This window comes from Enterococcus sp. DIV1368d (genome assembly GCF_050542975.1).
Taxonomy (GTDB): domain Bacteria; phylum Bacillota; class Bacilli; order Lactobacillales; family Enterococcaceae; genus Enterococcus_D; species Enterococcus_D casseliflavus.
This window is the reverse complement of the sequence record NZ_CP172939.1, coordinates 2,919,156-2,941,116: the sequence shown is the minus strand read 5'-3', so window position 1 is coordinate 2,941,116 and position 21,961 is coordinate 2,919,156. Positions and strand designations below refer to the sequence as shown.

At 43.2% G+C, this 21,961-nt stretch carries 21 protein-coding genes; 15 read left to right on the top strand and 6 right to left on the bottom strand.

All coding sequences use genetic code 11. The features are described 5' to 3' along the window. Positions 1-62 precede the first annotated feature (62 nt). From IGJ44_RS13785 to IGJ44_RS13770, 4 genes are all read left to right on the top strand, one after another. On the top strand, positions 63-1,502 hold the full coding sequence (locus IGJ44_RS13785; RefSeq protein WP_074536812.1) for an MFS transporter: 1,440 nt from the start codon (positions 63-65) through the stop codon (positions 1,500-1,502). A 198-nt stretch (positions 1,503-1,700) separates the two neighbouring features. Beyond that, positions 1,701-2,384 (top strand): metal-dependent hydrolase, encoded by a 684-nt coding sequence (locus IGJ44_RS13780; protein WP_074536813.1) that lies wholly within the window; start codon positions 1,701-1,703, stop codon positions 2,382-2,384. Between the two features lie 37 nt (positions 2,385-2,421). Beyond that, on the top strand, positions 2,422-3,753 hold the full coding sequence (locus tag IGJ44_RS13775; RefSeq protein WP_005228249.1) for a DRTGG domain-containing protein: 1,332 nt from the start codon (positions 2,422-2,424) through the stop codon (positions 3,751-3,753). 54 nt (positions 3,754-3,807) lie between these two features. Then, entirely contained in the window at positions 3,808-4,761 is a 954-nt protein-coding gene (locus IGJ44_RS13770) for a DHH family phosphoesterase (RefSeq protein WP_074536814.1), read from the top strand. Positions 4,762-4,901: 140 nt separating this feature from the next. Here IGJ44_RS13770 and dapD read toward each other — a convergent pair whose 3' ends face one another. The 3 genes from dapD to dapA are packed head-to-tail and all read right to left on the bottom strand — an operon-like array spanning position 4,902 to position 7,278. Next, the gene (gene dapD / locus IGJ44_RS13765; protein WP_005228253.1) at positions 4,902-5,615 is read right to left on the bottom strand and encodes a 2,3,4,5-tetrahydropyridine-2,6-dicarboxylate N-acetyltransferase; all 714 of its coding nucleotides are present in this window, start codon (positions 5,613-5,615) and stop codon (positions 4,902-4,904) included. Between the two features lie 12 nt (positions 5,616-5,627). Then, positions 5,628-6,383, bottom strand: coding sequence for a 4-hydroxy-tetrahydrodipicolinate reductase (dapB, locus tag IGJ44_RS13760; RefSeq protein WP_015510324.1), 756 nt, complete (start codon positions 6,381-6,383; stop codon positions 5,628-5,630). A 13-nt stretch (positions 6,384-6,396) separates the two neighbouring features. Beyond that, the gene (dapA, locus tag IGJ44_RS13755; RefSeq protein ID WP_008380503.1) at positions 6,397-7,278 is read right to left on the bottom strand and encodes a 4-hydroxy-tetrahydrodipicolinate synthase; all 882 of its coding nucleotides are present in this window, start codon (positions 7,276-7,278) and stop codon (positions 6,397-6,399) included. A gap of 222 nt (positions 7,279-7,500) precedes the next feature. On the opposite strand from dapA, the gene IGJ44_RS13750 reads away from it, so the two are divergent. The 5 genes from IGJ44_RS13750 to IGJ44_RS13730 all read left to right on the top strand — a co-directional run bounded on the left by IGJ44_RS13750 (position 7,501) and on the right by IGJ44_RS13730 (position 12,226). Next, positions 7,501-8,670, top strand: a complete 1,170-nt coding sequence (locus IGJ44_RS13750; protein WP_005228259.1) for a M20 metallopeptidase family protein — start codon at positions 7,501-7,503, stop codon at positions 8,668-8,670. 4 nt (positions 8,671-8,674) lie between these two features. Further along, a complete protein-coding gene (gene lysA / locus IGJ44_RS13745; RefSeq protein WP_005228260.1) occupies positions 8,675-9,991 on the top strand; it encodes a diaminopimelate decarboxylase in 1,317 nt (438 codons plus the stop codon). A gap of 23 nt (positions 9,992-10,014) precedes the next feature. After that, positions 10,015-10,848, top strand: a complete 834-nt coding sequence (dapF, locus tag IGJ44_RS13740; protein WP_005228261.1) for a diaminopimelate epimerase — start codon at positions 10,015-10,017, stop codon at positions 10,846-10,848. A 243-nt stretch (positions 10,849-11,091) separates the two neighbouring features. After that, positions 11,092-11,424: a zinc ribbon domain-containing protein YjdM gene (locus tag IGJ44_RS13735; RefSeq protein ID WP_010749972.1), complete on the top strand. Its 333-nt coding sequence runs from the start codon at positions 11,092-11,094 to the stop codon at positions 11,422-11,424. A gap of 94 nt (positions 11,425-11,518) precedes the next feature. Next, positions 11,519-12,226, top strand: a complete 708-nt coding sequence (locus IGJ44_RS13730; RefSeq protein WP_005228270.1) for a zinc metallopeptidase — start codon at positions 11,519-11,521, stop codon at positions 12,224-12,226. 56 nt (positions 12,227-12,282) lie between these two features. Here IGJ44_RS13730 and IGJ44_RS13725 read toward each other — a convergent pair whose 3' ends face one another. Together IGJ44_RS13725 and IGJ44_RS13720 are read right to left on the bottom strand one after the other, a co-directional pair. After that, positions 12,283-12,972 (bottom strand): hypothetical protein, encoded by a 690-nt coding sequence (locus IGJ44_RS13725; protein ID WP_074536816.1) that lies wholly within the window; start codon positions 12,970-12,972, stop codon positions 12,283-12,285. Beyond that, positions 12,962-13,447 carry an RNA polymerase sigma factor gene (locus IGJ44_RS13720; RefSeq protein WP_074536817.1) on the bottom strand — a complete coding sequence of 162 codons (486 nt, stop codon included), beginning with the start codon at positions 13,445-13,447 and terminating at the stop codon, positions 12,962-12,964. The genes IGJ44_RS13725 and IGJ44_RS13720 overlap by 11 nt, the downstream gene beginning before the upstream one ends. A gap of 720 nt (positions 13,448-14,167) precedes the next feature. Between IGJ44_RS13720 and IGJ44_RS13715 the strand changes: the two genes are divergently transcribed. After that, positions 14,168-15,775, top strand: coding sequence for a CTP synthase (locus IGJ44_RS13715; RefSeq protein ID WP_005228290.1), 1,608 nt, complete (start codon positions 14,168-14,170; stop codon positions 15,773-15,775). A 263-nt stretch (positions 15,776-16,038) separates the two neighbouring features. Here the strand turns inward: IGJ44_RS13715 and IGJ44_RS13710 are convergent, their stop codons facing one another. After that, positions 16,039-16,494 (bottom strand): YehR family lipoprotein, encoded by a 456-nt coding sequence (locus IGJ44_RS13710; RefSeq protein WP_005233973.1) that lies wholly within the window; start codon positions 16,492-16,494, stop codon positions 16,039-16,041. Between the two features lie 368 nt (positions 16,495-16,862). Here IGJ44_RS13710 and IGJ44_RS13705 point away from each other — a divergent pair, with 368 nt between their 5' ends. The 5 genes from IGJ44_RS13705 (at position 16,863) to IGJ44_RS13685 (ending at position 21,945) form a co-directional block, all read left to right on the top strand. Next, a complete protein-coding gene (locus tag IGJ44_RS13705; RefSeq protein ID WP_005228297.1) occupies positions 16,863-17,732 on the top strand; it encodes a class II fructose-bisphosphate aldolase in 870 nt (289 codons plus the stop codon). 173 nt (positions 17,733-17,905) lie between these two features. Then, positions 17,906-19,165 carry a UDP-N-acetylglucosamine 1-carboxyvinyltransferase gene (locus IGJ44_RS13700; RefSeq protein ID WP_074536819.1) on the top strand — a complete coding sequence of 420 codons (1,260 nt, stop codon included), beginning with the start codon at positions 17,906-17,908 and terminating at the stop codon, positions 19,163-19,165. A gap of 2 nt (positions 19,166-19,167) precedes the next feature. Then, positions 19,168-20,463: a transcription termination factor Rho gene (gene rho, locus IGJ44_RS13695; RefSeq protein ID WP_005228301.1), complete on the top strand. Its 1,296-nt coding sequence runs from the start codon at positions 19,168-19,170 to the stop codon at positions 20,461-20,463. A gap of 99 nt (positions 20,464-20,562) precedes the next feature. Further along, complete coding sequence (locus IGJ44_RS13690; protein WP_005233979.1) at positions 20,563-20,826, top strand: type B 50S ribosomal protein L31; 264 nt, start codon at positions 20,563-20,565, stop codon at positions 20,824-20,826. A 492-nt stretch (positions 20,827-21,318) separates the two neighbouring features. Further along, positions 21,319-21,945, top strand: coding sequence for a restriction endonuclease (locus IGJ44_RS13685; RefSeq protein ID WP_074535403.1), 627 nt, complete (start codon positions 21,319-21,321; stop codon positions 21,943-21,945). Positions 21,946-21,961: the final 16 nt, after the last annotated feature.

Sequence of the window (21,961 nt, the reverse complement as noted above, 5' to 3'; positions counted from 1 at the left end):
AATACAAAGTTGTCCCCCTAAGACTAGAGGAACAAAACAAGCAAAGAGAGGATGGTCGATTTGTGAATAGTTATCAAGAAAATCCCGTAGTACAACAGAGAAAGTGGTGGATTCTCATTGCTGTTTCGATGTTTACCTTTATGTCAACACTGGATGGGAGTATCGTAAATATCGCTTTGCCGACGATCTCGGCAGATATGGGTGTCCCTATGAATCAAGCGGAGTGGGTCGTATCCGTCTACTTGATGATCGTTTGTGCCTGCCTTTTGTTATTCGGTAAGGTAGGGGATAGTTGGGGCAAGATCAAAGTATTCCGCTTGGGGATGCTAATTTTTATTATCGGTTCGCTGTTATGCGGGTTTAATCATTCCTTAGCGTTTCTGTTATTTGCCCGAGTCGTGCAAGCGATCGGTGCCAGCATGACGATGGCGACAAATACCGGAATCATTACTGAAGTTTTTCCTATGAGTGAACGAGGACGCGCCTTAGGGATGATTGGTGCCTTTGTTTCGTTAGGATCCATCGCCGGTCCTGGATTAGGCGGAGTGATTTTGGCGCATTTTTCTTGGCCGTTTATTTTTTGGATCAATGTTCCAGTCGGTATTCTGACAATGATTGCTGGAGAAAAGGTGTTGCCAAAAGATATCACTATGAGTCATGACTCCATCGATAAAACTGGGTTTGTGCTGTTTTCAATTGCAATTATCAGCTTCTTCGGCGGCATTTTTCTTGGACAAGAGCGTGGCTTTTTAACGTGGCTACCACTGCTACTGGTGGGGATCGCCTTAGTGGCATTCATCGTCTTTTTGCGAGTAGAAGCGCGTGTGAGCAAACCGCTGATTACCTTTGGAATCTTTCGTAATAGAATTTTCACCATGAGCCTGATCACGGCGCTGCTGATCTTTTCTGCAAACTTTTTTGTCAATGTTGTGATTCCCTTTTACTTGCAAAGTGCCCGAGGCTTAACGCCGAGTGTGGCAGGAATGCTGATGATGGTCTTTCCTTTGATGATGGTCATCGGTTCACCACTTAGCGGCTATTTGACGGACCGTGTAGGACCGGAGATCTTGGTCTTAGCTGGCTTAGCGTTGCTGTCCATCACTCAGCTGATGTATATGTTTATGAATCAGCATACGCCGATTTGGTACTATGTCGTCGCTACTGCCATCATGGGGTTAGGCAATTCGTTGTTCCAATCCCCCAACAATACGATGGTGATGAGCAGCGTCACCAAAGAAAATCTTGGGGTGGCAGGTAGTCTAAATTCCTTTGCCCGTAACTTGGGCATGGTCTTAGGGATATCCTTAGCAACGACGATTCTTTATGCCGCAATGAGTCAAGCCTATGGGAAGCATGTGACGACCTATATCGCAGGTCGGGCAGATATTTTTGCCTATGGCATGAAAATCACCTTCTTTGGGGCGTTCCTTCTTTGTATCACGGCGTTATTCTTAACAGTCTGGCGCATCTATAAACAAGGTGGACGTAAGAAAACGCTATGATCGCTTGAAGTCATCAGGTCGAACTGTTCTATTCCTTATTCAGAAAGGGTAGAACAGTTTTTTTATTTTTCTTGACAAGAACCAGAAAAAGGACGGATGTAATAAAGCTGCCAGAATTTGTGCTTTTGGATTTCTGGTGTTATCTGTTATAATGAAAAATATTAGACTGTATTACTTAGATGGAAAGGGGAATGTTGTATGAAACTTACGTATCACGGACACTCGGTGCTTGCTATCCAATTAGCGGATGGCCAAAAATTGTTGTTTGACCCTTTTATTACTGGAAATGCTCTGACTGATTTGGATGCAGACACAGTGGAAACCGATTGGCTTTTGATCACGCATGGTCATAGCGATCATATTGGGGACATGGTGCCGATCGCCAAAAGAAATGAAGCACCAGTGATCAGTGTCGTTGAAATTTGCCGCTATGCAGCCCGCAAAGGCGTTACTGAGACGCATGGCATGAATATGGGAGGCTCTTTTGAGTTCCCGTTTGGCAAAATCTCAATGGTGGAAGCGAAACACAGCTCTGGTCTTGAAGAAGACGGAACGATGATCTATATGGGCAATCCAGTGGGGATCATTTTAGAAGCAGAAGGCAAAACCATCTACCACGCTGGCGATACTGCCCTCTTTAGCGATATGGCGATGATCGGTGAACGTTTCGACATCGATGTGGCGTTTTTACCGATCGGGGATAATTTTACGATGGGCGTTCAAGATGCTGCAACAGCAGCGGCGCTGTTAAACGCGAGCAAAGTAGTACCGATCCATTACAATACGTTTCCAATGATCAAGCAAGATCCGCAAACCTTCGTGAATTTATTGCCGGCAGGTGTGGGCCAGATCCTTGCAGTCGGTGAGACAATAGAAGTTTAAGCAACAGGAAGATTCGTAGTAGGAATAGGGGATAATTATGGCGACAAAACACGACTTGATTTTAGCGCATATCGAGAATCTGCCTGTAGGCGATCGCATCTCGGTGCGGGGAATCGCAAAAGACTTGAATGTCAGTGAAGGAACAGCCTATCGGGCGATCAAAGATGCGGAAAATATCGGCTTGGTTTCAACGATCCAACGTGTGGGAACCATTCGGATTGAACGGAAACTAAAGAAACACATTGAAAAACTAACTTTCGGCGAAGTCGTCCAAATCATTGAAGGCGATGTTTTGGGCGGCGCAGCCGGTTTAGACAAAGACTTGAACAAATTTGTTATCGGCGCCATGAAGGAATCGGCAATGGAACGCTACATCACACCTGGTTCCTTAGTGATCGTCGGAAACCGTAACGAAGTCCACAAGTTGGCACTGGAAGATGGCGCAGCCGTCTTGATCACGGGGGGCTTTGAAACCTCAGAGGAAATCTGTCGCTTAGCAGACGAATTGGAGCTGCCGATTTTACAAACGACCTATGACACCTTTACCGTGGCAACGATGATCAACCGTGCCTTGAGCGACCAGCTGATCAAAAAGGACATCATGCTGGTGAGTGACATTTATATGCCATTGGAAAAAACCAAGTATCTGCACACCTTTGATACGGTCAAGGATTACAAACTGCTTTCGGAGTCTACCAACCACTCCCGCTATCCAGTCGTCAACAAGAATATGCGGGTCGTTGGGATCATCACAGCCAAAGATGTCTTAGAAAAGCCTGATACGCAGATCATCGAACGAATCATGACCCGGGAACCACGGGTCGTAAAAAAAGAGATGAGTGTGGCCTCTGCCAGCCATCAGATGATTTGGGATGGCTTAGAAGTGATGCCCGTCGTAGCAGATGACCTTTCTTTGATTGGGATCGTTACACGCCAAGACATCATGAAAGCGATGCAGATGGTCCAACGACAAACACAAATTTCAGATACGATTTCAGACCAAATCTCGGGACAGATGCAAGTCATCGAACAAGATTTTGAAGGGAACAAATTGCCGCAGCCACATTTCAGCTTTGCGGTGACGCCTCAAATGGTCAATGAAGTCGGAACGATCTCTTTTGGTGTCTTGAGTGAAGTGATCGCTAATACGGCGAAACGCACCATGCAGTTGAATCAACGACGCAATAGCTGGATCGAGCAAGTCAATCTGCATTACTTCCGTTTGATCCAATTAGAAAGCGAGATCATCATTCAACCGAAGATTCTAGAACTGGGGCGACGTTCGGCGAAAATCGATATCGAAGTATCGATCGAAAATTCCTTAGTGGCAAAAGCGATCGTGGTATGCCAAGTAATGGAACGCCCATAAATCATCGAAAACGGCACTTATGGAAAAATTTTAGAGAGAAAGTTGAGACCATTCATGAAGGTACAAGAAGAAATACTTGCAACAATCAAAGCATTCGACCGAATCATTATCCATCGGCACCAACGCCCTGATCCAGATGCATTAGGATCACAAGTAGGGTTGGCAGAAATTTTACGAGCTAGTTTTCCAAAAAAAGAAATCTATCAAGTCGGCGGACCCGTTGAAGGATTGGATTACTTGGCGCTGATGCAGACGATCCCTGATGATTTGTATAAAGGGGCACTAGTGATCGTTACAGATACGGCCAATGCACCACGGGTCAGTGACCAACGCTATGATCAAGGGGCGAAATTGATCAAAATCGATCATCACCCTAATGATGAACCTTACGGAGAGCTGGTCTGGGTCAATACGAAAGCCAGCAGCTGTAGTGAGATGATCGTTTCGTTTTGGCAAATGTTTCAAAACGAGCTGACGATGACACAAGAAGCGGCTCGTCTGCTGTATGCGGGCATCGTTGGTGATACTGGACGGTTTTTATATCCGGCAACGACAGCGACAACGCTGCGCTTAGCGGCTGAACTATTGGATTACGGTTTTGATGCACCGAAGATCAATCGGCAATTGGATCAAGTCTCTCGCAGTGTTGCTCGCCTTTCAGGGTATGTCTACGAAAACATCGAGATCGATGAGATTGGTGCTGGCAAAGTGATCCTATCACAAGAATTGCAGCAGCGTTTTGGCGTAGTGGATTCGGAAACCTCAGCAGTCGTTTCCTTACCAGGGAAAATCGACGAAGTGATGGCTTGGGCGATCTTTGTCGAACAACCAGAAGGCTATTATCGGGTGCGGATGCGTTCGAAAGGTCCAGTGATCAATGAGATCGCCAAACGCCATCATGGCGGCGGACATCCCCTTGCCAGTGGAGCAAACGCAAAAGACCTTGAAGAAGTTGCCCTAATCTATCAAGAGATCCAAGCAGCGATCAAAGAATTTCAAGCAGAATAAACACTTTTACAAGAACATTTACCAATAGAAAAAGGGCGTGCCAAAAGCTTTCGGCACGCCCTTTTTTAGACAAAACGCAGCGCAGGCTCATCACTGAACCCGCACTGCGTTTTTTTGTTTATTTTTGAGAAAAGCGCGGTTTAGCCCCGTAGATCGTCTAAAAATTCGGTTTTGCTTTTCGTTTTCTCGTCTTTCATTTTGATGACTTTGGCTGGTGAGCCAGCAACGACTGCTCCAGCAGGGACATCTTCCGTTACCACAGAACCGGCAGCGACGACTGCACCTTCGCCGACACGGACGCCTTCAAGGACGACGGCATTTGCACCGATCAAAACATTGTCTTCAATGATGACTGGGCTTGCTGAAGGTGGCTCAAGAACGCCAGCCAAGACAGCACCAGCGCCAATATGGGCTTTTTTCCCAACGGTTGCTCGGGCGCCTAAAATCGCACCCATGTCGATCATGGTTTCTTCACCAACGACGGCACCAATGTTGATCACGGCCCCCATCATGATAACGGCATTTTTTTCAATGATGGCTTGGTCACGGATAAAGGCACCTGGTTCGATACGGGCATCGACTTTCGTCAAGTCCAATAAAGGGATTGCTGAGTTGCGGCGATCATTTTCCAGATAGTGATCGGTGATTTTGTCTTGATGCGCGGTTAAAAACTCAGCCACTTTTTGACTGTCACCAACCACGAAATAGAAAGTGCCGTTACCAAACAATTGGATGCCATCTGCTTGGACGTTACTAAGATCTCCATTGATATAGACTTTTACAGGTGTTTGTTTATTTGCTTCTTTGATGTATTTTGCTAATTGATAAGGATCGGAAAATTGTAATTCTGTCATGAGAGACCACCTTTACTTGTCGATTAGATTTTGCATGGAATAAAAACCAGCTGGTTGGTTGGCTAAAAATTCCGCTGCTTTTAGCGCACCATTGGCGAAGATTTCGCGGGAGAGCGCTGTGTGTTTTAATTCAATGATTTCATCCTGCCCAGCGTAGATGACAATGTGTTCTCCAGGAATCGTTCCACCGCGAACGGCATGGATGCCCATCTGCTTGCGGTCATTTACTAGATCACTGCCTTCACGCCCGTAGAGATACTCTTTTTTCGTTTCGCAGCTGTCATTGATACTATCTGCCAACAGCAAAGCTGTACCACTTGGTGCATCGAGTTTTTGATTATGATGCTTTTCGATGATCTCAATGTCAAAGTCAGCTTCTAATGCGGGGGTGATACTTTGTAGTGCTTTGATCAGTACATTGATCCCCAACGACATATTGGCAGAATAGAAAACTGGGATCACTTTAGCAGCCAACGGCAGCATCATCTGCGTGTCTTCCGTCAAACCAGTTGTAGCAACCACGATAGGCAGCTGCTGTTCGACACAATAGTTCAATAAGGCAGGGACATTGCTATAATGAGAAAAATCAATCACCAAATCGATCGGCTGCGTGATTTTTTCTGGACGATCATAGATTGGAAAGGGACCATCTAATTGCTCGGTACGATCCAATCCGGCGGCCACTTCTAACTGAGGGTGCTTTGCGATCAGGCTTTGCAACACTTTGCCCATACGACCGTTTGCACCGCTTAATAAAATCTGTTTCACCAAAAACTCCTCCTTACAGCAATCCGTAATTGGTCATTTCTTCTTCTAAATGAACGAGGGTCGCATCTTCTGGGACACCCAAAGGCAAACGATAATGCAATTCGCATTTGCCTAGCAAGGAGACCGCTGCTTTGATCGGCACAGGATTTACTTCACTGAAAATCGCATCGATCAACGGTTTTTGTCGCAATTGCTCTTTGATGGCGGCTTTTACATCACCATTTAAGAAATCAGCAACGAGTTGTGCCGTTTGTTTCGGAGCGATATTGCCGATCGTTGAAATCACGCCAGAGCCACCTAAAGCTAGAATTGGGGTTACTTGATCGTCATTTCCTGAGTAGATAGCAAAGTCATCATCCGCAAGACGAGCGATTTCTGCGATTTGCGAAATGTCGCCGCTGGCTTCTTTGATGCCTTTGATATTAGGGATTTTTTTCAGTTCTGCCACAGCTTCAGGTGTTAAATTTAAGCCGGTTCTTGAGCTGACGGAGTATAAGATCACTGGCAGTTCAACGCTTTGACAGATTGCTTCATAGTGAGCGACTAAACTTTTCTTGGTCGCTTTGTTGTAGTAGGGTGTTACAACCAATAATGCGTCAGCACCAACGCGCTGTGCTTCTTTTGAAAGATGGATCCCATGTTGGGTGTTGTTGGAGCCTGTTCCGCCGATGACGGGGATTCGACCAGCAACTTGTTTTACCACCGCTTCGATCACCGCGATATGTTCTTCATCGTCTAACGTGGATGCTTCACCGGTCGTACCGCATGCAATGATTGCATTCGTTCCTTGCTGCACATGCCACTCCGCTAACTCCTTCAGCTTATCGAAATCCACCGAACCATCTTGAAGCATAGGGGTGATCAACGCAACGCCAGAACCTTTGAATATTGTCAAACTACGACACATCCTTTCAACCAATTTATTTTTCGTAACTCTACGTATAAGTGTACCAAAACGAGGGGTAAATTTTTCAATAAAAATCGAAACATTTCGACAATTTATACTATAGATTATTCGAATTATATACTATAATATTAAACAATATCAATGAAAAACTGAATATTCGTTGGTTTTTATGGATATTTTTAAAAGGAATGAATAGAAAGGTGTTTTAACATGCAAGTATCGCAAGCAGTCAAAGAATTAACCGAAGACGTGGTTCGTTTTCGTCGTGAATTACATACAATCCCTGAATTAGGGTTAACTGAGTTCAAAACAAAGGAATACTTGCTGCGTCAGTTGCAATCCTTTGGGATCAAAGAAATCTATCCAGTGATTGAAACCGGCTTGATTGCGGTCTTTCGCAGCGATCGCCCAGGAAAGACGCTGGCCTTTCGAACGGATATCGATGCACTACCGATCAAAGAAGAGACAGGTGTTTCCTTTGTTTCCAAACATGAAGGGAAAATGCATGCCTGCGGTCATGACGGCCATATGGCAACGATGCTAGGGTTTGCTAAATATTTGGCAACACATCCTGAAGTGATTCGTGGAACGATCGTTTTGATTTTCCAACCAGCCGAGGAAAGCCCCGGTGGCGCTCAATTGATGATCGATGAAGGCATCTTACGAGATTTTGGCGTGGAAAAAATCGTGGGGCTGCATGTCTTCCCAGACTTTCCCGAAGGAGTCATTGCGAGCCGGAAAGGTCCGATGATGGCCCGTAACGGCGAGATCAATCTAACGATCAACGGCACGAGTGCCCATGGTGCCCAGCCTCATCAAGGACATGATGCCATTTTAGCCGCGGCTGCGATTATTCAAGGATTGCATTCGATCATTTCACGCAATATCAGCCCGCTTTCTGCTGGGGTCATCACTTTTGGGAAGATCCATGGGGGAGATGCGGAAAATATCATTCCCGGTAAGGTCGTTTTAAAAGGAACGATGCGGGCGTTTGAAGATGAAGTCTATGAAACGATGACGCGCAGAATCACCACCGTCGCACAAGAAATCGCCAAAGGATATGATTGCACGGCGGATGTCGAATTCGAACATCTTTATCGTGTCGTGGACAATGATCCTGAGATGGTGGAAGTGTTGGAAAAAGTGGTCGGGGAGAGCTACCGAGAAACACCACCATATATGTTGGCAGAGGATTTTTCGATGTACCAAAAGGAGATCCCAGGTGTCTTTTTCTTTGTGGGTACCCGAAATGAAGAAAAAGGCTATGTCCACCCTTTACACAGCAGCAAAATGAATTTTGACGAAAAAAATCTATTGCAAGGCATCGAATGCTACGTTCGTTTGATCGAGGCGTTGAACGAGCCAACAGACAAGGAGTAAAGCGATGGCAAAAGAAATCAAGAACAATCACTTATACATTGACGGTTGTGATACCGTTGAGCTGGCAAAAACCTTCGGAACCCCCCTTTACGTGTATTCCGTTTCGGAGATTCGCGAAGAATGCCAAAAGATTCAGGCGCAGTTTTTGACGCGCTACAGCAAGACACGGGCAGCCTATGCCGCTAAAGCTTTCTGCACCACAGCAATGCTGCAAGTGATCAAGTCAGAAGGACTCTCATTAGACGTGGTTAGCGGTGGAGAGCTGTATACAGCAATCCAAGCTGATTTTCCAGCAGAACACATCGAGTTTAACGGGAATAATAAATCGATTGAAGAATTAGCAGCTGCCCTTGATTATGGCGTAGGACGGATCATCGTTGATGGCATTCAAGAAGTCGGCTTGATCCGCGCGTTATGTCAAGAAAAGCAAGTCGTTGCTAAAATTTTGTTGCGCATCACACCCGAGGTTTCGGTCAGCACCCATCAATTTATCTCGACCGGACAAAAAGATTCGAAATTCGGGATTCCTTTAGATGAAGAAATCTTATTTCCGTTAGTGGAAGAAGTGATTCAAGCACCTGAATTGGATTTCTATGGCCTGCATTTTCATGTCGGCAGTCAATTGTCGGACAATCGCTCACATCTAGCGGCAGTTGATGCGGCTTTGGCCCTTGTCCAAACCATTCATGAACGCTTTGATTATTGGATCAAAGAACTAAATGTTGGCGGCGGCTTTGGCGTTCGATACACAGATGCAGATATTCGCCAACCCTACAGCTACTTTTTAGATCCTGTGATGGAAAAAATCGACGCCTTTTATGCGCAGCACCAGAGCGAACGCCCGACCATCGTTATTGAACCTGGGCGCAGTATCGTCGCAGAAGCAGGTATCAGTTTGCACACCATCGGCAGTATCAAGACATTGCCAGGAATCAGAACATACGCCAGCATTGACGGTGGCATGACAGACAATATTCGTCCTGGTCTTTATCAGGCAACTTACACTGGGATCTTAGCCAACCGCGCTTCCGAAGCTGCGACACAAAAGGTCACCATTTCTGGCAAAGCTTGTGAGAGCACGGACATCTTAGTAAAAGATCTTGCATTACCGCCCGTTGAAACTGGGGATCTGTTTGCTACGTTCGCAACAGGAGCTTATGGCTATTCGATGGCCAGCAGCTACAATAATTTACAGATTCCTGCAGTCGTCTTTGTGGAAAACGGCCAAGCGGAATTAGCCGTTAAACGACAGTCCTACGAGCAAATGCTGCAAAATGAAGTGGTTCCTTCGTTTCTAAAAGAGGGAGCTTCCAGCAAGTAAAATTTTGAAAAGCAGGTGACAACATGACGATTCCTTATACAAAAATGCAAGGTGCAGGAAATGATTTTATCGTAATCGATAACCGCACATTGAAATTCTCCCATGAACAACTGTCGCAATTTGCTGCTCAGGTTTGCCATCGGAAATTTTCTGTTGGCGCGGATGCAGTCATGGCAGTGGATTTTCCCACAGGAACCGCTGATTTTCGGATGCGGTTTTACAATGCTGATGGGACCGAAGCAGAAATGTGCGGCAACGGCGCTCGCTGTATTGCCCGTTATGCCTTTGAGAAGGGAATTGCTGGCGAGCAGATGACCATCGAAACAGTTGCTGGCGATGTCCCCGCATGGCGCTTGTCGGCAAAACACTACAAAGTAACCTTGAATCCACCGACCGTGACTACATTTGATCAAGCGTACCCGAATCCAATGGTTTCTTTCGTGGACTATGTGGAATTGGGTGATCCAGGAATCCCTCATGCGGTGGTTCACTATCCTGGTCTGGCAGAAACTGAGTTGGAACAGCTGGCTGAACTTGCCAAAGAGATACGCTATTGGGAGGTTTTCCCAAAAGGGGCGAATGTCAATTTCTATGAAGAAGATGACAAGGGTGATCTGATCGTTCGCACGTATGAACGAGGGGTGGAAGGTTTTACCTATGCGTGCGGCACAGGTTCTGGTGCCACTGCGTATGTCGTGACCAAACGTCACCAGCAAGCGGCAGCGAATGTCTTGCTGCACGTGTTAGGTGGCGAGTTAACGGTAGAAGTTGATGTTGATCAGGGCGCATTAGAATTGATCGGCGATGCGGTTATGGTATCTGAAGGCTTGATTTTAGATGAGAATTTGACTGTGTGACAGATTGATCCATTTTGGCGCAAATGAGTTGAATAAGTCATGATTGAGGGGCGTTTTTGCACATGCAGAAATGCTCCTTAGTTGTCAGCTGTTGCAGCGGCAATTTTTTCTTAGTATACGTTTAGTGTTTTGTGGTAGAGAATCACTTCGATAATTCTTATTGATTAAAGGTGGTTTTTTTTGTATGCTTAGTATTGTTCGATAGTGAACAATACGACTATTATCAATCAAAGGAGCAACACTATGACTCAAATTCCTAACTGTCCAAATTGCCAATCTGAATACGCTTATGAAGACCGCGGGCTGTTTGTTTGTCCTGAATGCGGAAACGAATGGCAAGAGCAACAAGCGATGGAAGAAGCACCCGTATATAAAGATGCCAACGGCAATATTTTAGTCGATGGCGATACAGTAACGGTCATCAAAGACTTGAAAGTCAAAGGCGCATCTGGCGCCATCAAACAAGGAACGAAAGTGAAAAACATCAAATTAGTCGAAGGCGACCACAACATTGATTGCAAGATCGATGGCTTCGGCGCAATGAAACTAAAATCAGAATTTGTAAAAAAAGGTTAAAAACAAAATCTTCCAGTCATCTTCATAATTTTTTCACCACTTTAATGGTAAAATAAGGTCAAAGATTAAAAGGGGGAATTTTATCGTGTATGGTATGGGCGGATACGGGTTCGGCTTTTTTTATGACCCGACTTTCATTCTTGTAATTATCGGTATGGTGATTTCACTAGCAGCGTCAGCGTACGTCAAAAGTACCTTTAACAAATATGACAAAGTCAGAAGTAAAAATAATATTACCGGCACAAAAGCGGCGCAGTACATCTTGCAAAGCCAAGGAATCAATAATGTGGGTGTGCAAGCGATCGCTGGTGATTTGACGGATAATTACAATTCTGGCAACAAAATGCTGAGTTTATCGCAATCTACTGCACAATCAACTTCGGTAGCAGCAATCGGTGTTGCGGCTCATGAGTGTGGACACGCAGTCCAAGATGCCAAAGGTTATTTTCCTTTGCGTTTGCGTCATGCGATCGTACCGATCGCTAATATCGGAACCAGCATCTCGATCCCATTGATTTTGATTGGGGTCCTATTACGAGGATCGTTTCTGATCAACTTAGGCTTGTTGGCTTTCTCATTGGCGTTTATTTTCCAATTAGTGACCTTGCCAGTCGAGTTCGATGCCTCAAAACGGGCGATCCGTATTTTGGCAGATGGTGGCTTGTTAACAGAAGATGAAGTACCACAAGCAAGAAGAGTGCTCTTCGCCGCAGCGTTGACGTATGTCGCAGCTGCCGTAGCAACCTTATTGCAGCTCTTACGTTTGATTATTTTATTTGGTAATAACAACCGTCGGAATTAATCGACAGTGTGATAGACTAAAGACCAGCTCAGGCATTTTGAACTGGTCTTTTTTCGTTATTCTACTATTAAGTAAATGTAATAGACGTTTTCAACGCTTTTTAAATTTTCTTCGGACAAGTTATTTTCCATCATATCATATAATTTTAGGTCGCCACCTTGTGCAATATAAATCAAAGGAATCTCAACATTTTTTTTGATTTCTAGGGGATCTTCTTCAATGTGGTAGATTGCTCCCCCGGGAAGATCTTTGTCTTCTCCAAGAGAAATATACTGATATTCCGTAAGATCTGTCGTTGTTTCTGATGCTCCGCCATTGGAAGATAAGTTTACGAGCAGCTTTTTTTCCCCTTTAGAAATGCCAATCGTTAAATAACCGTTATAATTGCTTTTGGTATCTGTCATTAAGGAAGCAATCAACTTGTGGGTTGTTTTCTCACCTTTGTGATAGTGATCAAAGTAAACCGTCATCGCTTGAGCTTGGGTATTAAATTTTAGCTGCGAACCAAAATCAAATAACAGTCTGGAAAGATCCATTTGATTTTCGACTTGAACTAGATGATTATCTGGAACACCCGCTATTTTTTCTCCTCGAAAAGGACCATAATTGTAATAGTTTAAATAAAGCCCCCCTGGTAGACCAATCAATACGAACAAAGACAGTACAGCAATAACAATTGTCCTACGTGTGTTTTTTAGCCGAGCTTTTTTCACGATTTTTTTAAAATCTTGCTCTTTAATAGCCATGTTTCTTTTCCTCCATTCGTTTTTTCAGTTGTTTTCTTCCTCGATATAATGCTGTTTTGATACTATCTTCCGAGCGATTCAGTAAGAAGCTTATTTCTTTTAAGCTCAAATTTTCTGCATACTTCATGATCAAAAGGGTGGAGGTAGAAACGGGTAATTCTTGAAGTGCCTCATAAAGATCATCATCAGTTTCTTGCCAGTTGATACTAGAAGCAGTCACTGGCAAATACTGCCTGACGATTTCTCGCCGTCGCTTTGTTTGTTTATACAACGTAAAGTAACCATTGATCCCCACACGAAACAGCCACGGACGAATCGCTTCTGCGGATAAGACCGAATCGATTTCAAGGATTTTAACAACTGCTTCTTGAGCAATATCTTCGGCATCCTGTTGTGAAGCGCCGAGGGACTGCAGGTAATGAACCAAGTCATTCGTTAACTGCAGTAAATAATGTTCGTAAGCATCCAAACGCATTTTTCCCCCTCCTTAACAATACAACAACTGAAAGTAAAAAAAGTGAACATCTTTCAACTAAAAAAATCGAAAAAAATCGAGAAAACGTTAAATTAATCGATTGAGTTGTGCTTATTTTCTCAAAGGAATCGGAAAAAAACAATCAGCTTTTGAAGGGAATTACATGCTTTTCAGAAGACAGTGACGATTTATAACAAAAAAATAGCAGGATAGCTGCCTCTATCCTGCAAAAGAAAAATTATCTTAGCGTAGAAGGCAGGAATCGAACCTGCACCTCGTCTTTGCCAAAAATAACCAGAAATACGTTCCGATCATTTTTACCAAAACGAGTAAAGCGCCAGACTTCATCTACACTTTGTATTATGCCAAAGAGAGTTCAACGATTTCGTAAGAAGCAATGAAAAATTTGCAAAAAGTTGTGCAGAAAACATGAAGGTTGTTTAAGAAAGAATAACCATAGAATTTAGTCGAGAAAAAGAAGGAACCAGCTGTATCGATAAGTAAAGCGCTTTGTCTGGAAACCTCGTTTTCTTTCTGAAAAAATCAGATAAAGTTTTCTTGACATTTGCTAGGTGAGAATGTATCATTCTGTTTGGGCACTCTTTACAAGAGTCAGAAAGTGATTTAGAATTTTCGCTCCCTATTCATTTATGGATAGGGAGCTTTTATTATTTTCTAAATGCTTTTCCTGTAAAATAGATTAAAGGAGTTTTTCAGTTTATGACAAAATATATTTTTGTAACCGGCGGTGTGGTTTCTTCTATTGGTAAAGGGATCGTAGCAGCATCATTAGGACGTCTGTTGAAAAATCGCGGCTTGAAAGTAACGATTCAAAAATTCGATCCGTACATCAACGTCGATCCAGGAACGATGAGCCCATACCAACATGGTGAAGTATTCGTAACCGATGATGGAGCAGAGACCGACTTAGACTTAGGTCACTATGAACGCTTTATCGATATCAATTTGAACAAATACTCAAATGTAACAACTGGAAAAATCTATTCAGAAGTTTTGCGGAAAGAGCGTAAAGGAGAATACTTAGGCGCGACTGTTCAAGTGATCCCGCATATCACCAACGAGATCAAAGAAAAAATCATGCGGGCAGCCAAAATGACTGATTCAGATGTGATCATTACAGAAGTCGGCGGTACAGTAGGGGATATTGAATCATTGCCATTTCTAGAAGCTTTGCGTCAAATGAAAGCAGACGTAGGTTCAGACAATGTGATGTACATCCACACCACGCTGATTCCTTATTTGAAAGCAGCGGGCGAAATGAAAACCAAACCGACCCAACACAGTGTGAAGGAACTGCGCGGCTTGGGGATTCAACCAAATATCTTGGTCGTTCGTACAGAACAACCCGTAGGACAATCAACGAAAAACAAATTGGCCCAATTCTGTGACGTGGCACCAGAAGCCGTGATCGAATCTCGTGACGTTGAGACCCTTTATTCGATCCCATTGGCACTGCAAGCACAAGGCATGGATCAAATCGTGTGTGATCATTTGAAACTGACTGCACCAGCTGCTGACATGACTGAATGGCAAGCATTGGAAGAAAAGGTACTGAATTTGAAGAAAAAAGTACGCATCGCATTAGTCGGAAAATACGTGGAATTGCCAGATGCTTATCTATCAGTTGTCGAAGCCTTGAAACATTCTGGTTTTGCCTTTGATGCAGACATCGAGATCGATTGGATCAAAGCCCAAGAAATCACACGAGAAAACGTGGATTCTTACTTAGGTGAAGTAGACGGTATTCTTGTTCCTGGTGGATTCGGTGATCGCGGGATTGAAGGAAAAATCGAAGCGATCCGATATGCTCGGGAAAACGATGTACCATTCTTAGGGATTTGTCTAGGGATGCAAATGGCTTGTGTGGAATATGCCCGCAATGTCGTTGGCTTGGAAAATGCCAATTCCGCAGAAACAGATCCTGAAACAGCCAACAACATCATTGATTTGATGGCTGACCAAGAAAACATCGAAAACTTAGGTGGGACATTGCGCTTAGGCTTGTACCCATGTAAAGTGAAGAAAGGCACCAAAACAGCTGCAGCTTATGACGGAGAAGAAGTTGTTCAAGAACGTCACCGTCATCGTTATGAATTCAACAACAAATACCGTGAAATCTTTGAAGCAAACGGGATGGTCTTCTCAGGTGTGTCACCAGACAATCGTTTGGTTGAGATCGTTGAGATCCCAGAAAACAAATTCTTCGTGGGTTGCCAATTCCACCCAGAATTGATTTCTCGTCCAACTCGCCCACAACGCTTGATCAAAGCCTTTGTTGGAGCTTCATTAGACAACCGCCAAGCATAATAATCGCTAGCGGCAAACCAAGGAATGAATGTGCGAAACTCCTCATCTCAAGATGGGGAGTTTTTTTGAGTTGCGCCATCCCAATAATCCGTAAAAGGTTGAAACTTGCGAGAGCGTTGGTAGAAGGTATCTGTTTCTGCACACAAAAAACTTCCGTCAAAACGACCGGAAGTTTCTGGCTGATGCATTATTTTTTTCGCTAACAGTTTGAATGAAATCCGCCAGCGGGAAACCCATGTTGATTTGCTGGTGCCTAGAGAGGATTATTCTTTTAGCTTATACCCTTGGTCTAAGAGCATTTCCTCTGTACGTTCCATGCTGATCCCATTTTCAGTGTTTCCTTCGAAACTAACCCCAGGCAATTGTTTCGCTGAATCATAATCCAACTCATCATAATTGATGGTCAAGGATTCAGTCGCTTCACTATCTGTATAGTCGAGGGAATAGTCCAACCCTTTGACTTGCTGATACTGTTCTGCGATCGGATCAAGTACCGTCTGTGCTTCTTCTTTAGTCGTTACCCCGATCGCTGAATAAGGCATGACATTGTTCGCAGTCTGAGTTTTTACTTTATCGCCTTCATAAGTGAAGACCAGTTCCATCGAAACCCCATTTTGATCCATTGTGAATGTTTTGGTTTCTTCCTTGGCCCCCGAGCTACAGCTTGCCAAGAAAAGAACTCCGATGACTGCCAAAAATCCAATAAGTGCTTTTTTCATTTTATCCCTCCTTTTTTACATAATAATATAGCCGCTTTCACAAGGCTATTCTTATGCTCAAAAGAGAAGAAGAAAGGATTTGCTGGAAGATTATGATAAAATAACGAAAAAATATGTGAAATTTTTCTCGAATTTTCACATGCCGATTTGTTATCTAACGACCGCAGACAGAAGAGCAAAACCTTACAGAATCGTAGACTTTCAGAAAAGATGATGAAAATGCTGGATTTTTATATTTGTGCAATCTTTTTTTGAAAAGAGAAATTCCTCTTTTTAGTAGCAAATACCGCAAATCTTTGCTAAAATAGCATTGTCGGTTAAGCATTGCTTAACAAATAAAGTTTTTCAAAACTTAGGAGGAATTTTTTATGCCAGTAGTATCAGGAGCTGAATTCTTAAAAGCTGCTCGTCAAGGCGGATATGCAGTCGGCGGATTCAACACAAACAACTTAGAATGGACACAAGCGATTTTAAAAGCTGCTGAAGCGAAAAAAGCGCCAGTTCTAATCCAAACTTCAATGGGTGCTGCCAAATATATGGGCGGATACAAAGTTGCTAAAGACATCGTTACAAACTTGGTTGATTCAATGAACATCACTGTTCCAGTTGCAATCCACTTAGACCACGGTGATTATGATGCAGCAATGGAATGTATCGAAGTTGGTTACACTTCTGTTATGTTTGATGGCTCTCACTTACCATTTGAAGAAAACTTGAAATTGGCTAAAGAAGTTGTCGAAAAAGCACACGCAAAAGGCGTTTCTGTTGAGTGTGAAGTTGGTTCAATCGGCGGAGAAGAAGATGGAATCATCGGTTCTGGCGAATTAGCTGACATCGAAGAATGTAAACAAATGGTTGCAACTGGTATTGATTACCTAGCTTGCGGAATTGGTAACATTCACGGTCAATACCCTGAAAACTGGAAAGGCCTTGCTTTTGATCACTTACAAGCAATCGCTGATGCAGTAGGTTCTGATGTACCATTAGTATTACACGGTGGTTCTGGTATTCCTCAAGACCAAATCGAAAAAGCAATCTCAATGGGTGTTTCTAAAGTAAACGTAAATACTGAATTCCAATTATCATTTGCTAAAGCAACTCGTGAATACATCGAAGCTGGCAAAGATAAAGAAGGTAAAGGATTCGACCCTCGTAAATTATTAGCACCAGGTGTTGCTGCAATCGTTAAAGATGCAGAAGAACACATCGACTGGTTCGGTTCAGCTGGTAAAGCTTAATCTTAATCAAAGATCAAAACTCTTAGAATCACTGATTCTAAGAGTTTTTTTGTTTTCCAAGAAAATATTCTTGATGCGGGGATCAAAAATATCCTGCATCTTTTTTCTTTGAGTGATCTGTGCTAAAATTGGAATGATACACATAAATTAAAAAAGAGTATAGGTGGAATTCCATGAAAAAAATTGTCATCAACGGCAATCGTCCCTTAAAAGGTGAAGTCACCATTAGCGGCGCAAAAAACAGTGCAGTCGCATTGATCCCGGCAGCGATCTTAGCTGATTCACCGGTCATTTTAGAAGGAGTGCCTGACATCCAAGATGTGCACTCATTAATTGAGATTATCGAAATCATGGGTGTGAAGACCCATTTTGAAAACAATACGCTAGAGATCGATCCGACAAACATCGTTTCGATCCCGATGCCTAACGGAAAAATCAACAGTTTACGAGCTTCTTACTATTTCATGGGGGCATTGTTGGCGAAGTTTGGTGAAGGCGTCGTTGGATTGCCTGGCGGCTGCTTCTTAGGCCCGCGACCAATCGATTTGCATATCAAAGGCTTCGAAGCACTTGGCGCAAAAGTCACCAATGAACATGGTGCTATGTATTTGCGTACCGAAGAAGAAGGCTTGGCTGGCGAACGAATCTTCCTAGATATGGTCTCCATCGGAGCAACCATCAATGTGATGCTGGCAGCAGTAAAAGCGAAAGGCAAAACGATCATTGAAAATGCCGCACGAGAACCTGAGATCATTGATGTTGCGACCCTTTTAAATAATATGGGAGCGAAAATCAGAGGTGCAGGTACCAATGAAATTCGTATCGAAGGCGTGGAAGAATTGCACGGTTGTCGTCATTCCATCATTCCAGACCGGATCGAAGCAGGAACCTACCTTTCTTTAGCCGCAGCAGCGGGGGAAGGCATTACTGTCAAAAATGTGATTTATGAGCATTTAGAAAGCTACATTGCGAAATTGGAAGAAATTGGCGTACGAATGGATATCAGCGAAGATGAAATCTATGTGCATCCCTCAAAAGACTTGAAACCAGCGACTGTGAAAACTTATCCTTATCCAGGATTTGCCACAGACCTGCAACAGCCGATCACACCATTATTGCTAAAAGCAAACGGAACATCGGAGATCATGGACACGATTTACGCCAAACGGGTCAACCATATTCCTGAATTAGCACGGATGGGCGCACAAGCAACGACAGAAGGCAACATGATTTTTGTTAGCGGACCGAGTCAATTGCACGGAGCAGAAGTTGTCGCTTCTGATTTGCGAGCAGGAGCTTGCCTTGTCATTGCCGGATTGATGGCGACTGGCACGACCAGCGTCTTTAATGTCGAGTATATTTTGCGCGGCTATGATCATATCATCGAAAAACTAACGGCTCTTGGAGCTGATATTCAAATGATAGAGGAGTAATTATGAGCGATTATCTTACGATGGCAGAGTTGGAAAACAAAACCTTAAAAGAGATCTACACCTTTGCCAAAGAGTTTCGAATTCCTTATTACAGCCAGATGAATAAAAAAGAATTGTCATTGGCTGTGATACGGGCGCAGGCGGAAAAACAAGGCTTCTTTTATATGGAAGGAATCTTGGATATCGTAGGCCAAGAAGGCTACGGTTTTTTACGCCCAATCAACTACGGACCGAGTGCAGAAGATATCTATATTTCTTCTTCTCAGATTCGTCGGTTTAGTTTGCGTAATGGTGATAAAGTCGCCGGTAAGGCGCGCCCGCCCAAGGAATCTGAGCGCTATTATGGATTGATGCACGTTGAGTCTGTTAATGGCAAAGATCCAGAAGATGCCAAAGAGCGTCCGCATTTTCCAGCGCTGACGCCGCTTTATCCGAATCGTCATTTAAAATTAGAAACAACGTCAGGACGCCTTTCTACGCGGATGATCGACATGCTGTCGCCAGTGGGGTTTGGACAACGGGGACTGATCGTTGCTCCGCCTAAAGCTGGGAAAACCAGTATCTTGAAAGAAATTGCCAATGGGATCACTGACAACTATCCTGAGGTGGAATTGATCGTTCTTTTGATCGACGAGCGCCCAGAAGAAGTGACTGATCTGGAACGCAGTGTCAAAGGCGATGTTGTTTCTTCAACCTTTGACCTGCAGCCTAGCAACCATACCCGTGTTTCTGAATTGGTACTAGAACGGGCGATGCGTTTGGTAGAAGACAAGCGTGATGTCGTGATTCTGATGGATAGTATCACTCGTTTGGCAAGAGCCTACAACTTAGTGGTACCTCCAAGCGGACGTACACTAAGCGGCGGGATCGATCCAGCTGCTTTGTACAAACCAAAGAAATTTTTTGGTGCTGCCCGTAATATTGAAGAAGGCGGCAGCTTGACGATTCTTGCCACCGCACTGGTGGATACCGGCAGCCGCATGGATGATGTCATCTATGAAGAGTTTAAAGGAACCGGCAATATGGAGCTGCAGCTTTCTCGCAGCTTAGCAGAACGTCGGATCTTCCCAGCGATCGACATCAAGAAATCTGGTACCCGTAAAGAGGAATTGCTGATGAGCAGCGAGCAATTGGAAGAAACCTGGCGCTTACGCAACAACATGTTGGGGGATTCCTTGGAGTTCACAGAACAATTCATTCAATTCTTGCGTAAAACAAAGAACAATGAAGAGTTTTTAGCGGCTTTTCATGATGTCCATTTCGGAGACAAACGGCAAAAAAGAAATATAAAAAGATAATTGCATCTAAAAACCAAACATGGTAAGATAGTCATGTTGTAAAATCGACAAATCAACTCTGGTGAAGCAAATGAGCCAGGGCAAAGGAGAGAAGAAGAAATGAAACAAGATATCCATCCAGATTATCATCCAGTTGTATTCATGGACTCAACTACTGGTTTCAAATTCTTATCAGGTTCTACAAAGAATTCTCAAGAAACTGTTGAGTGGGAAGACGGCAACACGTATCCATTGATCCGTGTCGAAGTAACTTCTGATTCACATCCATTCTACACTGGACGTCAAAAATTCACACAAGCAGACGGACGTGTGGACCGTTTCAACAAAAAATACGGTCTCAAAGACACAAACGCTGCAGAATAAGACAAATAACTGCAAATGTTGTTTCGACAACATTTCAGAGGTTTCCCTTTTACATGGGAAACCTTTTTTTGTTTTTATAGGTAATAGACACGCAACTGCTAAAGCGAAAGAAACCATTCAGAATCTGTTACAAGTAAAGTAAGAGGACTCAATAGATCAGTAAGACAAGAATGTGGAAATTAGCACTATAACGAATCCTATCTAGAAATTTTTTAAAATGAAGCAGTGATCAAGAGTGATTTGATTTAACCTTCGATTGTTATTGAATATTCAAGCTTCAATTGACTTTTAACTTAAATAAAATTATCATTAAATTAATAATATCCGTTTATAAGTTTCTTATTTTGACTTATTTCGCCGAATTCAAACGATTTTTTGAGAAAAGTAGATTTTTCCTCTCTTAAGAACCAGTTTCTATTCTACATAATTAAAAACCACTCACTAGCTATGCTTTAACTAATCACATCCAAAACAATCAAGAAAGGAAGAGACATGTTTTCATTTAAGAAAAAGAAGGAAGTCATTAATTTCCCAGAACTAAGCAACCATAATGAACGTACATACCCGAAAAAATTGAAAAAGATTGTGGCTCAATTAGAAACCTGTAAATCTGAGGATTTGAATTATATTGCTGAATGTATTTTACAAAAGATGGGATATACCGTCCAAAACATCGATGGTTACAAAGATGGTGGTATTGATGTGTATGCTTTTTCTAATAATAAAAAGGCAATTGCGGTCCAATGTAAAGCTTGGAATCCGCAAAAGACAACGGAGCGGATCAGTAAGCCACTCGTTGCCGCATTTAAAGGGATTTTTCCAGACAAAGGGTTTCCCAATGGGCTTTTCATCACAACACATTTTTTTACAGATCAAGCTTTAGAAATATCCGGTGAGAATTTACTGTTGGTTGACAGGAAAAAGCTGATTGAGCTGCTTGCGCATTTTTATCCAGAAATGATCAGTGAGTTATTTTATTATAAAACCTTGACTGAATTAGAAGATTGCAAGAGTTGTAAAAATGGGAAGAAGTTGAAACTTTACAATAAGAAGAAACGCAACTATTACTATATCTGTGAAACATGTGGAGAGTATAGCTCGTTTAATTATTCATCATGAGAAAAAGGGATAATAG

What these genes read in the sequence shown, in the direction of transcription:
- IGJ44_RS13750 (WP_005228259.1), top strand. Translation starts at nt 7,501, where the DNA reads ATGCAAGTATCGCAAGCAGTCAAAGAATTAACCGAAGACGTGGTTCGT.
- IGJ44_RS13735 (WP_010749972.1), top strand. Translation starts at nt 11,092, where the DNA reads ATGACTCAAATTCCTAACTGTCCAAATTGCCAATCTGAATACGCTTAT.
- IGJ44_RS13770 (WP_074536814.1), top strand. Translation starts at nt 3,808, where the DNA reads ATGAAGGTACAAGAAGAAATACTTGCAACAATCAAAGCATTCGACCGA.
- rho (WP_005228301.1), top strand. Translation starts at nt 19,168, where the DNA reads ATGAGCGATTATCTTACGATGGCAGAGTTGGAAAACAAAACCTTAAAA.
- lysA (WP_005228260.1), top strand. Translation starts at nt 8,675, where the DNA reads ATGGCAAAAGAAATCAAGAACAATCACTTATACATTGACGGTTGTGAT.
- IGJ44_RS13690 (WP_005233979.1), top strand. Translation starts at nt 20,563, where the DNA reads ATGAAACAAGATATCCATCCAGATTATCATCCAGTTGTATTCATGGAC.
- IGJ44_RS13730 (WP_005228270.1), top strand. Translation starts at nt 11,519, where the DNA reads ATGGGCGGATACGGGTTCGGCTTTTTTTATGACCCGACTTTCATTCTT.
- dapF (WP_005228261.1), top strand. Translation starts at nt 10,015, where the DNA reads ATGACGATTCCTTATACAAAAATGCAAGGTGCAGGAAATGATTTTATC.
- IGJ44_RS13700 (WP_074536819.1), top strand. Translation starts at nt 17,906, where the DNA reads ATGAAAAAAATTGTCATCAACGGCAATCGTCCCTTAAAAGGTGAAGTC.
- IGJ44_RS13725 (WP_074536816.1), bottom strand. Translation starts at nt 12,972, where the DNA reads ATGGCTATTAAAGAGCAAGATTTTAAAAAAATCGTGAAAAAAGCTCGG.
- IGJ44_RS13685 (WP_074535403.1), top strand. Translation starts at nt 21,319, where the DNA reads ATGTTTTCATTTAAGAAAAAGAAGGAAGTCATTAATTTCCCAGAACTA.
- dapD (WP_005228253.1), bottom strand. Translation starts at nt 5,615, where the DNA reads ATGACAGAATTACAATTTTCCGATCCTTATCAATTAGCAAAATACATC.
- IGJ44_RS13715 (WP_005228290.1), top strand. Translation starts at nt 14,168, where the DNA reads ATGACAAAATATATTTTTGTAACCGGCGGTGTGGTTTCTTCTATTGGT.
- IGJ44_RS13720 (WP_074536817.1), bottom strand. Translation starts at nt 13,447, where the DNA reads ATGCGTTTGGATGCTTACGAACATTATTTACTGCAGTTAACGAATGAC.
- IGJ44_RS13705 (WP_005228297.1), top strand. Translation starts at nt 16,863, where the DNA reads ATGCCAGTAGTATCAGGAGCTGAATTCTTAAAAGCTGCTCGTCAAGGC.
- IGJ44_RS13710 (WP_005233973.1), bottom strand. Translation starts at nt 16,494, where the DNA reads ATGAAAAAAGCACTTATTGGATTTTTGGCAGTCATCGGAGTTCTTTTC.
- IGJ44_RS13780 (WP_074536813.1), top strand. Translation starts at nt 1,701, where the DNA reads ATGAAACTTACGTATCACGGACACTCGGTGCTTGCTATCCAATTAGCG.
- IGJ44_RS13775 (WP_005228249.1), top strand. Translation starts at nt 2,422, where the DNA reads ATGGCGACAAAACACGACTTGATTTTAGCGCATATCGAGAATCTGCCT.